The sequence below is a fragment of the Pseudomonas sp. TZ252 genome (assembly GCF_056110345.1).
This window is the reverse complement of the sequence record NZ_CM148566.1, coordinates 1,539,487-1,553,322: the sequence shown is the minus strand read 5'-3', so window position 1 is coordinate 1,553,322 and position 13,836 is coordinate 1,539,487. Positions and strand designations below refer to the sequence as shown.

The window sequence follows — 13,836 nt, the reverse complement described above, 5'->3', positions numbered from 1 at the left end:
TTCCCGCCAACTGTATCGCGACCCTTGCGCACGCAACTGCTAGCGTGGCCTGAAGTTTTCCGGAGGCCGCCATGCCTGTTGCACATATCCTGCTCGCCCTGCTGGTGACCCTGATCTGGGGTCTGAACTTCGTCGTGATCAAGGTCGGCCTCGGCGACTTCCCGCCGCTGCTGTTCTGCGCCCTGCGCTTCGCCCTGGCGGCGCTGCCGCTGCTGGTCCTGCGCGGGCCGATGCCGGCGCCGTTCGGACGCATCCTGCTGATCGGCGTGCTCCTCGGGGTGGTCAAGTTCGGCCTGCTGTTCGTCGGTATGGCCCAAGGCATGCCGGCCGGGCTGTCGTCGCTGGTGCTGCAGAGCCAGGTATTCTTCACCATCCTCATCGCCGCCCTGTGGCTGGGCGAGCGGCCGACGCCGCGCGGGTTGTTCGGCCTCCTGCTGGCGGCGGCGGGGCTGGTCCTGATCGGCCTGGAACGGCCGCTGGGAGACAGCCTGCTGGCATTCCTGCTGGTGGTCGCCGCAGCGCTGGCCTGGTCCTTCGCCAATATCGCCACCAAGCGTTCCGGGGCCACCGACATGCTGCGCCTGATCTGCTGGGTCAGCCTGGTCCCGCCGTTGCCGCTGCTGGCGCTTTCCTATCTATTCGAAGGTCCGCAAGCCATCGAGCGCGCAGTGCTGAACATGAGCTGGGGCGGCTTCGGCGCGCTGCTCTACATCGCCTTCGGCGCGACCACGGTGGGCTTCGCCATCTGGAGTTTCCTCCTGCGCCACTACCCGGCCAGCCTGGTGACGCCGTTCGCCCTGGCGGTGCCTGTGTCGGGCATGCTCGCCGGCTGGCTGCTGCTCGGCGAACGCCTCGACCTGGACAGCCTGCTGGCCTGCGCGCTGGTGTTCGTCGGGCTGGCCATCACCCTGTTGCCGGCCAGCCTGCTGCGACGCTTCGCCTGGCCGGTGCGGCGGTTGGGATGAAAACGGCGGAAGACATCCTCGCGCTGATCGCCGCCGATTCCTCGCGCCTGCATCTGCTCCGCGTGCTGCGCGAGGTCGGCCCGGAGGGCGCCTGGATCGGCGCCGGCTTCGTGCGCAACGCGGTATGGGACCATCTGCATGGCTACGGCGAAGCCACGCCGCTGGCGGACATCGACGTACTTCATTTCGCCCCGCGGGCCCTCGACCCGCAGGCCGACGCCGACTTCGAGGCCGCGTTGCGCCGTTGCTGCGAGGTACCCTGGTCGGTGAAGAACCAGGCGCGCATGCACCTGCGCAACGGCGACCGGCCCTACCGGGATTGCGCCGATGCGCTGTGCCACTGGGCGGAAACGTGCACGGCGGTGGCGCTGCGGCTCGTCGGCGAACGCCTGGAGCTACTGGCACCGCTGGGCGTCGACGACCTGCTGGCGCTGAAGGTGCGGCCCACCGCGCATTTCGCCGGCAAGCCGGAGGTCTACCGGCGGCGCCTGCGGGAGAAGAACTGGACGGCGCGCTGGCCGCTGCTGGATATCAGTGGCAGCAGCCAGACGCCAGGTCCTTGAGGATCGGGCAGTCGGGGCGGTGGTCGCCCTGGCAGTGCTCGACCAGGTCCTGCAGGGTGTCGCGCAGGGTGCTGAGCTCCTCGATCTTGCGATTCAGCTCGCGCACGTGCTGCGCCGCCAGGGCCTTGACGTCGGCACTGGCACGCTGGCGATCCTGCCAGAGGGTGAGCAGCTTGCCGACTTCGTCGAGGGAGAAACCGAGGTCCCGCGAACGGCGGATGAACGCCAGGGTATGCAGGTCGTTCTCGTTGTAGTGGCGGTAGCCGCTGGCGCTGCGTCCGGCTGGGCGGAGCAACTCGATGGACTCGTAGTAACGGATCATCTTCGGCGTCAGTCCGCTTTTCTTCGCCGCTTCACCGATGTTCATCCGGGTCTCCTGGGAGGTTGCGAAGCCGCTAGCCTATCCCTTTCCCGGCCAATGCGCAGGCTATCAGATATGTGACCGCCCGCTGTCCGGACCTCTGGCCGGCGGCCGCGTCGCGTCCGGCTGGGTCTTCGGCAGGAACACCTGCACTTCCAGCCCTTTGCCCTCCAGTCCCTTGCCCAGGCCGATACTGCCGAAGTGCAGTTCGACGATGCGCTTGACGATCGGCAGGCCCAGGCCGCTGCCCTCGCCGCTGCTGGTGGCGGGGCTGCGGTAGAAGCGGGTGAAGATCGCCTGCTGCTCTTCCAGGGCGACCCCGGGGCCGTTGTCGCGCACCCGCAGCACGGCGTGCTGGGCGCGATTCTCGACGCGGATCTCGACCTGGCCCCCGGCCGATGTGTAGCGCAGGGCGTTGCCCACCAGGTTGCCGACCATCGCCTTCAGCCACAGGTCGATGCCCATCACGTGCACGGTCTCCTGGTGCAACGACAGCTCGATGTCCTTGTCGATGGCCTGGCGCGCCAGTTCGGAGAGTACGTCTTCGGCCAGGGTGGCGAGGTTGACCGGGTGGAATTGCTCCAGCAGGGCGTCGCCGTCGAGGCGGGCGAGGAGCAGAATCTGCTCCATCAAGGTGCTGATCCGCTCGACGCTGCGACTGACTTGCAGCAGGCCGCGGGCGTGGGCCTTGGGGTCTTCCGAACGCAGCGCGACCTGGGCATGGGTGCGCAGGCTGGCCAGTGGCGTGCGGATTTCATGGGCGGCGTCGCTGGTCAGTCGGCGTTCGGCCTCGAGGGCGGTGCGCAGACGCTCCAGCAGGAGGTTGAGTTCGTCGATGAGGCCGCGGATCTCCAGCGGCACCGCTTCCACCGCGATCGGCTGCAGGTGTCGCGCGGAGCGCTGCTGGACCTCGGCCTGCACTTCGCGTAGCGGCGCCAGGCCGCGGGCAACGCCGAACCAGACCAGGCCGCCGAGCAACGGCAGCGCCAGCAGCAGTGGGAACAGCGAGTAGAACAGCAGCAGGTTCATGGTGTGCTGGCGGTAGATCAGGTTTTCGCTGATCCAGATCTGGAAGCCGTCGATGTTCAGCTGGAGCACCCGCCAGTGGGTGCCCTGGGCTTCCACGGTGCTGAAGCCGGGGCCCTGGGCCGTGATCTCCGGCGGCAGGTTGAGGCTCGACAGCAGCGGCTGGCCGTCGCGCCACAGGGCGTAGCCGAGGGCGCTTTCGCGGCGCAGCAGGGGCAGACCCTGGATCGCTTCGCGGCTGCGTTCGATGATCTCGGTGATGGAGCCGTCCTCGCCGGCCTGGTCTTCGGTGGCAAGGTCGAGCAGGCGCAGGGCGGCTTCGCCGAAGTCCACCATGTCGTCGTCGAACAGGCGGTTCACCTGCTTCAGCGAGAGGTGGTAGGTCAGCGCCGCCACGCTCAGCCAGCACAGCACGAAGCCGACCAGCAGGTTGACCAGCAGGCGCCGGCGGACGGAGGGGACGGCGGCACGGGACATCGGGGGACTCCGGTAGGCGGTTTTCAGGGCGCCGGCTGGTCGATGCCGTAGCCGATGCCGCGGACGGTGCGGATCAACTGGTTGCCGAGCTTGCGCCGCAGGTGGTGGACGTGGACTTCGATGGCGTTGCTCTCGACGTCGCCGCTCCAGCCGTAGAGGCTCTGCTCCAGTTGGTTGCGCGAGAGCACCTTGCCGCTGTTCTCCAGCAGCAGGCGCAGCAGTGCGTATTCGCGCGGCGCCAGTTCCACCGCCTGCCCGGACAGGGTCACTTGGTGGGTCGCCGGGTCCAGGCGCAGCTCGCCGTGCACCAGTTGCGGCAGGGCGCGACCGGTGGTGCGGCGGGTCAGGGCGCGCACCCGTGCCTGCAGTTCGTCGAGATCGAAGGGCTTGGTCAGGTAGTCGTCGGCACCGCTGTCGAGCCCGGCGACCCGGTCGGCCACCTTGTCCCGCGCGGTGAGCAGCAGCACCGGGGTGAGCCGGCCCTGGTGGCGCAGGTTACGCAGGATGTCCAGGCCGCTGCGGCGCGGCAGTCCGATGTCGAGCACCAGCAGGTCGAACTCGTCGGTGACCAGCGCGTTCTCCGCGGCCACGCCGTCGGTCACCCATTCCACGGTATCGCCTTCCAGGCGCAGCCCGGCGCGGATGCCGTCGCCGAGCAGCAGGTCGTCCTCGGCCAGCAGTATTCTCATGGCAGCCTCGTTTCAGTGATTCCACAATTCCCACAGGCTCAGGCCGGCCTCCAGCAGGAGGATGGCGACGATCAGCCATTCGACCCACAGTTCGCCCCGGAAGTAGCGGTATTCGCCGAGGCGGTCGGCGGCCAGTTCGTAGAGGTCCTGCAGCACTTCGATGCGGTCGTCCAGGGTCGCCAGGCGATCGTGCACTTCGGCCTGCATGGCCAGTTCGTTGTAGAGCCGGCGCACAGCGCCGTTCAGTTGCAGCGGCGGCTTCTCCAGGTGCGACTCCAGGCGGGCATAGGCCATGCGCCAGAGTGTAGTGCGTCGCACCTGCCGGTTCACATGTTCCTGGCGCCGCAGGGCGGCACGGCGCGGTAGCTGGGTCAGTTCGACATCGGCCTGGGCCGGTTCCCAGGCCGCCGCGGTCTCGCCTTCCAGGCGGCGCAGGTGACCTTCGTGCCAGGCGAAGACGGCCAGGCCTTCGAGCAGCTCCCGGCAGCGCTCGGGGTTGCCGATGACCAGCGCGCGGCCGGGGCGCCACAGCACCCGCTCGCCGAACGAGGGCGCTTCCAGGGTCGGCTGGCGCTCGTCCTCGCCGGCGGCCATCCAGGCTTCCAGGCGCTGGCGCCAGGCGTGCCCGGTCTGTAGCCCGGCGTTGGCGAAGATCACCAGCAGCTCGTCGTCGACGGCGGTCTCCGGCAGTTCCGCGTCTTCGCTCAGCTCGATGCGTTGCGCCAGGACGGCCAGCGCCGGCTGCGGATCGCGCAGGGTGGCCAGTAGCGGCAGGCCGCCGCCGTCCGCGGCGGAGCGGAAGCGTACCCGGTGCAGCAGGCAGGGCGCGCCGTTGACGGCCAGCGGTACGCTGGCCAGGGGAGCGGCGGACATCTTCAGGTCCTCGCCAGGGCCGGCAATTGTGCCGGGCCGAACTCGATCTCCTCGATATCCGGCGGTGCGACGAAGGGTACGCCGTCTTCCAGTACCGGTCCCGGTTGGGCGAGCAGGAAGCGGGTTTCCCGGTCCATCACGAAGCAGGCCTTGAGGTAGTCGCCGTCGAGGTGGTCGAGCCACAGCGGGCCGAGCTTGCGTTCGATGCGTCGGTCGATGTCCTCGGCCTGCCAGTGGTTCGTGTCGAGCCAGTCGGAAGCCAGCAGGAAGCCCCAGGAGGAGAGGAACGAGGGCACCGTGGCGCGGTAGCTGTGGACCTGGGAGAAGACACTGCGCAGGGTGCGGGCGAGGGCCGCGTGGGGCTTGTCGTCGCTGTGGGAGAACTCCAGCCCCTGCACCGCGACCACCCCGCCCGGTCGCAGGCGCGAATGCAGCAGCTCGTAGAACTGGCGGGTATAGAGAGCCTGGGCCGGGCCGTTGTCGAGCATGTCGACGACGTCGATGATGACCACGTCATAGAGCGACGGGTCGCGCTCGAGATAGGCCCGGCCGTCCTCGGCGAGCAGTTCGCAGCGTGGGTCGTCGAAGGCGCCCTGGTGCCACTGGAACAGGTGTTCGCGACACAGTTCCACCAACTCCCGGTCGAGATCGACCATCACCGCCCGCCGCACGCTGGCATGGGACAGCACCTCGCGCAGGGTGGCGCCTTCGCCGCCGCCGATGATCAGTACGTCGCGCGGCTCGTCGTGGGCGAGCATGGCCGGCTGCACCAGCAGCTCGTGGTACAGCGACTCATCGCTCTCGGCGCTCTGGATCGCGCCGTCGAGCATCAGCACGCGGTCGTAGTTGTAGGTGTCGGCGATCAGCACGTTCTGCCAGCGCGTGCGGCCCTGGTAGAGCACCCGGCGCAGGCGGTAGACGTACTGGTCGAAGGGGTCGCTGTCCTCGATCGCGGTGATCGCGCCGTCGCCTTCCAGCAGCGGGTCCGGCGGATAGAAATAGAAGTGGTTCGGCGGCAGCGGCGGCAGCCCGGCGGCGACCTCCGCCGGCACCAGGCCGGTGAGGTCGACGGCGTAACGGGTCTGGCTCAGGTCGGGAGCCAGCGGGGCGCGTTCGATCGGCGTATCCATCAGGCCACCCCCGTGCCCTGGCCCAGCGCCCAGCGCAGGGTCGGGCTGTCTTCGTCGACCGGGCCATTGCCGGCCAGGCTGCGGCTGAGCAGCCCCAGGCGATGGCCGCCGAGGCCGCGGTCCATGCTCGAGATCAGGTGCCGACGGCTGCCCAGGCGTTCGCTGAGCACGCGCACGGCCTGGGCGCCATCGAGCACGTCGCCGCAGGTGAACACGTCGACCGCGGCATAGCCGTACTCCGGCCAGGTATGGATCGCCAGGTGCGATTCGGCGATCACCACCACGCCGGAGATGCCGATCGGGCTGAACTTGTGGAACGCCGAGGTGATGATGGTGGCGTTGGCCTGGCGGGCGGCCTCGAGCATGCTTTCCTCGATCCACTGGATATCGTCGAAGCGCTGGTCGACGCAGTCGAACAGCTCGATGACCAGTTGCTTGCCGAGCACGGTGATCGGATCGAGTCGCAACGGTTGAATTGCCATGAAGGCCTCCTGCTTCCGTTTCGGCGAGGGATGTCCTCGCGGTGGAAGGCACGATAGGCGCGGCTGACTTAAGAGGTGCTTAACGACGGATTTTTTGCCCGACCCGGCGCGGGCCGACGACGCCGGAGCAGCCATTTCGCCTGACGTAGGGCGAACAGCGCCAGCGGCGCTATCCGCCGCTTTTGCGGAGCATGGCCCGGCGGATAACCGCGAGCGGTTATTCGCCCTACCGGTGGGAGTCGTGAGGTAGGGCGAATAGCGCCAGCGGCGCTATCCGCTGCTTCTGCGGAGCATGGCCCGGCGGATAACCGCGAGTGGTTATTCGCCCTACCGAGGCGCGCCCTTCGCCTGCGTCACCCGGTCCACCAGGTAGACCACCCCGCGGTAGTCGATCCCGCCGTGCTCGCTGAGGCCGATCTCGCAGGTACGGCTGGTGGATACGCCTTCCTCGCAGAACTGCACGGCATCCTTCAGGCTGCGCAGGGAGTGAGCGTTCAGTTCCGGCGTGGTGAAGCCCTTGTCGCCGGCGAAGCCGCAGCAGTGGATGCCTTCCGGGATCACCACCTTGCGGGTGCAGCGGCCGACCAGGTCGATCAGCGCCTGGCTCTCGCCGAGGTGCTGGGTGCTGCAGGTGACGTGCACCGCTACCGGTTTGTCCTGCGGGATGAACTCCAGGCGATCGAGCAGGTGACTGCGGATGAATTTCACCGGGTCGTGGATCTGCAGCCGCGGATCGTCCAGACCCTGGACCAGGCGCAGGGTGCAGGGACTGGTGTCGCAGTAGATCGGGTCGAGGCCGCCGCGGCTGGCCTGGAGCAGGGCGGCGAGCAGCTCGTCGCGCTTGTCGTCGGCCTGCTTCGCATACCCCTTGGACGCGAACGGCTGGCCGCAGCAGAGGTTGTCCAGGTTATCCGGGAACACCACCTGGTAGCCGGCCTTTTCCAGTAGACGGCGGGTCTTGTCCAGCAGCGGCTCGCGCTCTTCGTCGCCGAAGGCCGGGCCCATGGCACGCGAGACGCAGGCGGCGAGATAGACCACCCTCGGCCGCTCGTCGTCGAGCGGGGCGGTCGGCGGCGCCAGGCGTACCGGCTGCGGCAGCGCCGGCGTCCATTGCGGCACGCGGCCGCCGCTGGCCTGGCTGAGGCCGCGGCTGGCCCTGGCCAGCAGGGGCGCGCCAAGCAGGCGCCGGGCGCCGTCGGCAGCGAGCAGGGCGAAGCGCGCAGCACGCATGGCGCCGGCAAAGTTGCGCGCCAGCCAGGTGGCGCCTTCGGCGTGGCGGGCGTCGGCGCCGCGCAGCTTGCGGATCAGCTCGCCGGTGTTGATGTTCACAGGACAGCGCTGGGCGCATAGGCCGGTGGCGGCGCAGGTGTCGATGCCCTGGTAGCGGTAGTCGCGCTCCAGCGCCGTGGTGTCGACGCCGGCGCGCTTCTTCGCCTGGATGTCGCGCCACAGGACGATGCGCTGGCGTGGCGTGAGGGTCAGTCCGCGCGACGGGCAGACTGGTTCGCAGAAACCGCACTCGATGCACTTGTCGACGATCTCGTCGGCAGCCGGCAGCGGCTTGAGGTTCTTCAGGTGGCTCTGCGGGTCGTCGCTGAGGACCACACCCGGGTTGAGGATGCCGCGCGGGTCGAGCAGGCGCTTGAGCTGCCACATCAAGCGATAGGCGTCCTCGCCCCACTCCAGCTCGACGAACGGCGCCATGTTGCGCCCGGTGCCATGCTCGGCCTTCAGCGAGCCGCCGTACTCCACCGCCACCAGGTGCGCCACGTCGTCCATGAACGCCGAGTAGCGGGCGATCTGCTCGGGCGAGTCGAAGCCCTGGGTGAAGACGAAGTGCAGGTTGCCCTCCAGCGCGTGGCCGAAGAGGATCGCCTCATCGTAGCGGTGCTTGTCGAACAGCTCGATCAGGCGGTTGACTCCCTCGGCCAGTCGTTCGACGGGGAAGGTGACGTCCTCGATGATCACCGTGGTGCCGGTCTCGCGCACCGCGCCGACAGCCGGGAAGGTGTCCTTGCGGATGCGCCAGAGCTGGTTGTAGACCGCCGGGTCTTCGCTGAAGTCGACCTGCTTCTCCAGCGGATATTCGGCGATGGAGGCCATGATCCGCCCGAGCTGTTCGTGCAGCAGCGTGCGGCTCGCCGCGCGGGACTCGATGAGCAGGGCGCAGGCACCGGCGGAAAGACTCTTCACCCATTCCGGCATGCCCTGCATGTTCTCCACCGAGCGCAGGCTGCGCCGATCGAGCAGTTCCACCGCCGAGACCGGCTGGCGCTTGAGCACCGCGACCGCCGTGCAGCAGGTTTCCACCGTGGGGAAAACCAGCAGCGCCGAGGCCTTGTGCGGGTGTTCCGGGACGGTGTCGTAGGTCACCGCGCTGATGAAGCCGAGGGTGCCCTCGGAGCCGACCATCAGGTGGGTGAGGATGTCCAGCGGCTCGTCGTAGTCGACCAGCGCGTTCAGCGACAGGCCGGTGGTGTTCTTCAGCCGGTACTTGTGGCGGATCTTCGCGGCCAGTTCGGCGTTGGCGCGGGTCTCGCGGCCGAGTTCGGCGAGCCGTTCCAGCAGCTCGCCGTGGCTGGCGCGGAAGGCCGCGACGCTGGCCGGGTCCTCGCTGTCCAGACGGGTGCCGTCGGCCAGCAGCAGGCGCAGGCCGGCGAGGGTGTGGTAGCTGTTCTGCGCGGTGCCGCAGCACATGCCGCTGGCGTTGTTGGCGACGATGCCGCCGATCTTGCAGGCGTTGATCGAGGCCGGGTCGGGACCGATCTTGCGGCCGAACGGCGCTAGCCAGGCGTTCGCCTGGGCGCCGATGACACCCGGCTGCAGGCGGATCTGCGCGCCGTCGGCGCGGATTTCCCGGCCGTTCCAGTTGTCGCCGAGGACGAGCAGCACCGAGTCGCTGATGGCCTGGCCGGAGAGGCTGGTGCCGGCGGCGCGGAAGGTCACCGGGACCTGCTCGCGGTAGGCGGCGGATAGGATCGCGGCGACCTCGTCCTCGCTTTCGACGCGCAGCACCAGCTTGGGAATCAACCGGTAGAAACTGGCGTCGGTGCCGAAGGCCAGGGTCGACAGCGGGTCGTCGAAGCGGCGTTCGCGCGGTATCAGCCGCTCGACGGTCTCGAGAAAGGGAATCGGCAGGCTCATCGGCTTTCCTCGGCCCTGGGACGACGGTCACGCCCCGGGCGTTTTCAGGCTTTTCTGGTGGGCGTCTCAGGCGCCCAGTTCGCGGACCAGCGAGTCGGCGCTGATCTCGCCGATCGACTTGGCCCCGGTGAGGACCATGGCCACGCGCATTTCCTTTTCGATCAGTTCGAGCAGGTTGCGCACCCCGGCCTCGCCGGCGGCGGCCAGGGCGTAGACGAAGGCGCGGCCGAGCAGCACGCTGTCGGCGCCGAGGGCGATCATCCGCACCACGTCGAGACCGGTGCGGATGCCGGAGTCGGCAAGGATCGCCAGTTCGCCCTTCACCGCATCGGCTATCGCCGGCAGCGCGCGGGCGCTGGACAGCACGCCGTCGAGCTGGCGGCCGCCGTGGTTGGAGACGACGATGCCGTCGGCGCCGAACTTCACCGCATCCCTGGCATCCTCGGGGTCGAGGATGCCCTTGATCACCATCGGGCCGTCCCAGAACTCGCGGATCCACTCCAGGTCCTTCCAGGAAATCGACGGGTCGAAGTTGGCGCCCAGCCAGCCGATGTAGTCCTCCAGTCCGGTCGGGTTGCCGCGGTAGGCGGAAATGTTGCCGAGGTCGTGGGGCTTGCCCAGCAGGCCGACGTCCCAGGCCCAGGCCGGGTGGGTCATGGCTTGCAGGATGCGGCGCGGCGCGGCGTAGGGGCCGCTCATGCCGGAATGGGCGTCGCGGTAGCGGGCGCCGGGGACCGGCATGTCGACGGTGAACACCAGGGTGGTGACGCCGGCGGCCTTGGCCCGCTCCAGGGCGTTGCGCATGAAGCCGCGGTCCTTCAGCACGTAGAGCTGGAACCACATCGGCCGGTCGATGGCCGGGGCGACCTCCTCGATCGGGCACACCGATACCGTCGACAGGGTGAAGGGCACGCCCTTCGCCGCCGCCGCGCGCGCCGCCTGGACCTCGCCGCGGCGGGCGTACATGCCGGTGAGACCGACCGGGGCGAGCGCCACCGGCATCGCCAGGGTCTCGTCGAACAGGCGGGTTTCCAGGCTCAGCTCGGACATGTTCTTCAGCACCCGCTGACGCAGGGCGATGGCCGACAGGTCTTCGACGTTGCGACGCAAGGTGTATTCGGCGTAGGCGCCGCCGTCGATGTAGTGGAAGAGGAACGGCGGCAGCTTGCGTTGGGCGGCGGCGCGGTAGTCGGTGGAAGCGGAAATGATCATTGGGCTCTTCCGTTGTGTCGAAAGGTTTCGCATCGAGCGCAGTGGAGCGGGACACGGCGGAAATGGCCGAGGGAGCCGGGCCATTTCCTGCGCAGTATCGCCGACGCGCGGCCGATCAGGGCGCGGTCAGTGCACCAGCATGCCGGTGAATAGGTATGCCTGGGCCAGGGTGATCAGTCCGACCAGCGCGGCGAAGATCAGGCTGTGCTTCAGGGTGAAGCGGAACAGGTCGGATTCCTTGCCGACCATCCCGGTCGCGGCGCAGGCCACGGCGATGGATTGCGGGGAGATCATCTTGCCGGTCACGCCGCCGCTGGTATTGGCGGCCACCAGCAGGGTGTCGCTGACTCCGATCTGGTGCGCGGTGGTCGACTGCAGGGAGCTGAACAGGGCGTTGGAGGATGTATCCGAACCGGTCAGGAATACCCCCAGCCAGCCGAGGAACGGCGAGAAGAACGGGAACGCCGCGCCGGTACCGGCCAGGACCAGGGCCAGGGTGGTGGACATGCCCGAGTAGTTGGTGACGAAGGCGAAGGCCAGGACCATGCCGATGGACAGGATCGGCCACTTCAGCTCCACCAAGACTTCCTTGAAAGTGGTAATACCAATTTTCGCTCCGATGCGCAGGATGAACATCGATACCAGCGCCGAGAGGAAGATCGCCGTGCCGGTGGCGGAGATCGGGTCGAACTTGAATACCGCGGCGATCGGCGTGGCGCTGGTGGCGATCGGCGCGCCCTTGACCACCAGTTGGTCGAGGTGCGGGATGGCGAAGTTGAACACCAGCCAGTAGAGCTCGCCGCCCGGGGCGAACAGGGCCTTGAAAGGTTTCAGGGTCCAGATGGTCACCAGTACGGTGAGCACCAGGAACGGCGACCAGGCCTTGAGGATCTCGCCGAAGCTGTAGGCGGACGGTTCGACGCTGCGTTGCCCGCCGTAGCCGCCACCGGCCACGGCCGCGCCGCCGCTGGCGGCGAGCGCTTCGCTGGCGCCCTGCGGCTGCCAGACCTTGAGGAACAGGGTCAGGGAGACCAGGCTGACCAGCGCCGAGGTGATGTCCGGCAACTCCGGGCCGATGAAGTTGGACGTCAGGTACTGAGTGATGGCGAAGCTGCCGCCGGCGACGATGGCGGCCGGCCAGGTTTCGCGGATGCCGCGCCAGCCGTCCATCATGAACACCAGCCAGAACGGTACCAGGATCGACAGGAACGGCAGTTGGCGGCCGGTCATGGCGCCGATCTTGAAGGCGTCGATGCCGGTCACCTGGCCGGCGACGATGATCGGGATGCCCAGTGCGCCGAAGGCCACCGGCGCAGTGTTGGCGATCAGGCACAGGCCGGCGGCGTAGAGCGGATTGAAGCCGAGGCCGACGAGCAGGGCGGCGGTGATCGCCACCGGCGCGCCGAAACCGGCGGCGCCTTCGAGGAAGGCCCCGAAGGAGAAGCCGATCAGCAGTACCTGCAGGCGCTGGTCGCCGGTAATCGACAGCACCGAGCTGCGGATCACCTCGAACTGGCCGCTCTTCACCGTCAGTTTGTAGAGGAAGACCGCGGCGACGATGATCCAGGCGATCGGCCAGAGACCGTAGAGGAAGCCGTAGCCGGCGGCGGCGAAGGCCATGTCGGCGGGCATGTGGAAGGCGAAGATGGCCACCGCGATGGCCAGCGCCAGGGTGATGCTGCCGGCGATGTGGCCCTTGAGGCGGAATACCGCCAGGGCGAGGAAGAAGAACACGATCGGGATGACGGCCGCGGCGGCCGACAGGCCGAGACTGCCCAGGGGGGTATAGAGTTGTTGCCAGGCTTGCATGGGGGTTGGCTCCCTAATTGTTGTTGGGTTTGCCTGTGACCAGATCGGACACGCGCCAAGACCTGTGTGTGCAAGGGCGCTGGGCAGCCGAACCTGGCAAAGCTCGCATAATTGGTAAGACCAATTTACAAAAGCGAGCGCTCAGGTTAAGAGTCGAGCGTTCGGCGTGTCAATTTGCCCGTCTACGACTTTTGTCTAAGGATGCTCGTGCGGGGCTCGTGGCGCCTCGCTTGTGGTGCGGGGAGCGGCTCGGTACGCTTCCTCTCTTTTTCGCGCTGGGCGCATGGCAGAGGCTTTGCGACGAAACTTCGGGTAAGGGTGTCGGGATATGGAATTTGGTCAGGTCAGGCAGCGCCGTCTGTCGGATGACATCGTTGCGCAACTGGAGGCGATGATCCTGGAGGGCACGCTGAAGTCCGGCGAGCGGCTGCCCGCCGAGCGCGTGCTTGCCGAGCAGTTCGGGGTTTCCCGGCCGTCGCTGCGCGAGGCGATCCAGAAACTGGTGGCGAAGGGGCTGCTGGTCAGCCGCCAGGGTGGCGGCAACTATGTGACCGAATCGCTGGGCGCGACTTTCAGCGATCCGCTGCTGCACCTGCTGGAGGGTAACCCGGAGGCCCAGCGCGACCTGCTGGAGTTTCGCCACACGCTGGAAGGGTCCTGTGCCTACTACGCGGCGCTGCGTGCGACCTCCCTCGATCACCAGCGCCTGACCGAGGCCTTCGAGGCGCTCCAGGCCTGCTATGCGCGCAACGACCAGGTCAGCGCGGAAGAGGGCGCCGCCGACGCGCGCTTCCACCTGGCGATCGCCGAGGCCAGCCACAACACCGTGCTGCTGCACACCATCAAGGGCCTGTTCGACTTGCTGCGGCGCAACGTGGTGACCAATATCGGCGGGATGTACGCGCAGCGCACGGAAACCCGCGCGCAACTGATGGAGCAGCACCAGCGCCTATACGACGCGATCATCAGCGGTCAGGCGGAGCTGGCCCGGGAGGTGTCCAACCAGCACATCCACTATGTGCAGGAGGTCCTGGCGGAGGTCCAGGAAGAGGCGCGCAGGATGAAGCGCTCGCAGCGCCGGCGCAGCGTGCAGGAAGACTAGCGA

At 68.1% G+C, this 13,836-nt stretch carries 12 protein-coding genes; 3 read left to right on the top strand and 9 right to left on the bottom strand.

Annotated elements, in window-relative coordinates; all coding sequences use genetic code 11:
- Positions 1–71 precede the first annotated feature (71 nt).
- Positions 72–965 (top strand): EamA family transporter, encoded by an 894-nt coding sequence (locus ACYAF3_RS07200; RefSeq protein ID WP_003102239.1) that lies wholly within the window; start codon positions 72–74, stop codon positions 963–965.
- Entirely contained in the window at positions 962–1,528 is a 567-nt protein-coding gene (locus ACYAF3_RS07195) for a nucleotidyltransferase family protein (RefSeq protein WP_016852167.1), read from the top strand. The genes ACYAF3_RS07200 and ACYAF3_RS07195 overlap by 4 nt, the downstream gene beginning before the upstream one ends.
- On the opposite strand, the gene cueR is transcribed toward ACYAF3_RS07195, so the two are convergent.
- The 9 genes from cueR to ACYAF3_RS07150 form a co-directional block, all read right to left on the bottom strand.
- Positions 1,497–1,895, bottom strand: coding sequence for a Cu(I)-responsive transcriptional regulator (gene cueR / locus ACYAF3_RS07190; RefSeq protein WP_003095248.1), 399 nt, complete (start codon positions 1,893–1,895; stop codon positions 1,497–1,499). The genes ACYAF3_RS07195 and cueR overlap by 32 nt on opposite strands.
- 63 nt (positions 1,896–1,958) lie before the next feature.
- A complete protein-coding gene (gene pmrB, locus ACYAF3_RS07185) occupies positions 1,959–3,392 on the bottom strand; it encodes a two-component system sensor histidine kinase PmrB (protein WP_034022594.1) in 1,434 nt (477 codons plus the stop codon).
- Positions 3,393–3,415: 23 nt separating this feature from the next.
- Positions 3,416–4,081, bottom strand: coding sequence for a two-component system response regulator PrmA (pmrA, locus tag ACYAF3_RS07180; protein WP_003095244.1), 666 nt, complete (start codon positions 4,079–4,081; stop codon positions 3,416–3,418).
- Between the two features lie 12 nt (positions 4,082–4,093).
- The gene (locus ACYAF3_RS07175; RefSeq protein ID WP_014603335.1) at positions 4,094–4,954 is read right to left on the bottom strand and encodes a hypothetical protein; all 861 of its coding nucleotides are present in this window, start codon (positions 4,952–4,954) and stop codon (positions 4,094–4,096) included.
- Positions 4,955–4,956: 2 nt separating this feature from the next.
- The gene (locus ACYAF3_RS07170; RefSeq protein ID WP_003457185.1) at positions 4,957–6,084 is read right to left on the bottom strand and encodes a fused MFS/spermidine synthase; all 1,128 of its coding nucleotides are present in this window, start codon (positions 6,082–6,084) and stop codon (positions 4,957–4,959) included.
- On the bottom strand, positions 6,084–6,566 hold the full coding sequence (gene speD, locus ACYAF3_RS07165; RefSeq protein WP_003095236.1) for an adenosylmethionine decarboxylase: 483 nt from the start codon (positions 6,564–6,566) through the stop codon (positions 6,084–6,086). Before speD ends, ACYAF3_RS07170 begins: the two co-directional genes overlap by 1 nt.
- Positions 6,567–6,893: 327 nt before the next feature.
- Positions 6,894–9,710 (bottom strand): FAD-binding and (Fe-S)-binding domain-containing protein, encoded by a 2,817-nt coding sequence (locus ACYAF3_RS07160; RefSeq protein ID WP_003123510.1) that lies wholly within the window; start codon positions 9,708–9,710, stop codon positions 6,894–6,896.
- A gap of 66 nt (positions 9,711–9,776) precedes the next feature.
- Positions 9,777–10,922, bottom strand: a complete 1,146-nt coding sequence (lldD, locus tag ACYAF3_RS07155; protein WP_003100494.1) for an FMN-dependent L-lactate dehydrogenase LldD — start codon at positions 10,920–10,922, stop codon at positions 9,777–9,779.
- Between the two features lie 126 nt (positions 10,923–11,048).
- The gene (locus tag ACYAF3_RS07150; protein ID WP_003100495.1) at positions 11,049–12,731 is read right to left on the bottom strand and encodes a lactate permease LctP family transporter; all 1,683 of its coding nucleotides are present in this window, start codon (positions 12,729–12,731) and stop codon (positions 11,049–11,051) included.
- 328 nt (positions 12,732–13,059) lie between these two features.
- On the opposite strand from ACYAF3_RS07150, the gene ACYAF3_RS07145 reads away from it, so the two are divergent.
- The gene (locus tag ACYAF3_RS07145; protein ID WP_003095221.1) at positions 13,060–13,833 is read left to right on the top strand and encodes an FCD domain-containing protein; all 774 of its coding nucleotides are present in this window, start codon (positions 13,060–13,062) and stop codon (positions 13,831–13,833) included.
- Positions 13,834–13,836: the final 3 nt, after the last annotated feature.

Coding starts and splice junctions, on each gene's coding strand:
- pmrB (WP_034022594.1), bottom strand. CDS start 3,392: ATGTCCCGTGCCGCCGTCCCCTCCGTCCGCCGGCGCCTGCTGGTCAAC.
- ACYAF3_RS07195 (WP_016852167.1), top strand. CDS start 962: ATGAAAACGGCGGAAGACATCCTCGCGCTGATCGCCGCCGATTCCTCG.
- ACYAF3_RS07160 (WP_003123510.1), bottom strand. CDS start 9,710: ATGAGCCTGCCGATTCCCTTTCTCGAGACCGTCGAGCGGCTGATACCG.
- pmrA (WP_003095244.1), bottom strand. CDS start 4,081: ATGAGAATACTGCTGGCCGAGGACGACCTGCTGCTCGGCGACGGCATC.
- ACYAF3_RS07175 (WP_014603335.1), bottom strand. CDS start 4,954: ATGTCCGCCGCTCCCCTGGCCAGCGTACCGCTGGCCGTCAACGGCGCG.
- ACYAF3_RS07200 (WP_003102239.1), top strand. CDS start 72: ATGCCTGTTGCACATATCCTGCTCGCCCTGCTGGTGACCCTGATCTGG.
- cueR (WP_003095248.1), bottom strand. CDS start 1,895: ATGAACATCGGTGAAGCGGCGAAGAAAAGCGGACTGACGCCGAAGATG.
- lldD (WP_003100494.1), bottom strand. CDS start 10,922: ATGATCATTTCCGCTTCCACCGACTACCGCGCCGCCGCCCAACGCAAG.
- speD (WP_003095236.1), bottom strand. CDS start 6,566: ATGGCAATTCAACCGTTGCGACTCGATCCGATCACCGTGCTCGGCAAG.
- ACYAF3_RS07145 (WP_003095221.1), top strand. CDS start 13,060: ATGGAATTTGGTCAGGTCAGGCAGCGCCGTCTGTCGGATGACATCGTT.
- ACYAF3_RS07170 (WP_003457185.1), bottom strand. CDS start 6,084: ATGGATACGCCGATCGAACGCGCCCCGCTGGCTCCCGACCTGAGCCAG.
- ACYAF3_RS07150 (WP_003100495.1), bottom strand. CDS start 12,731: ATGCAAGCCTGGCAACAACTCTATACCCCCCTGGGCAGTCTCGGCCTG.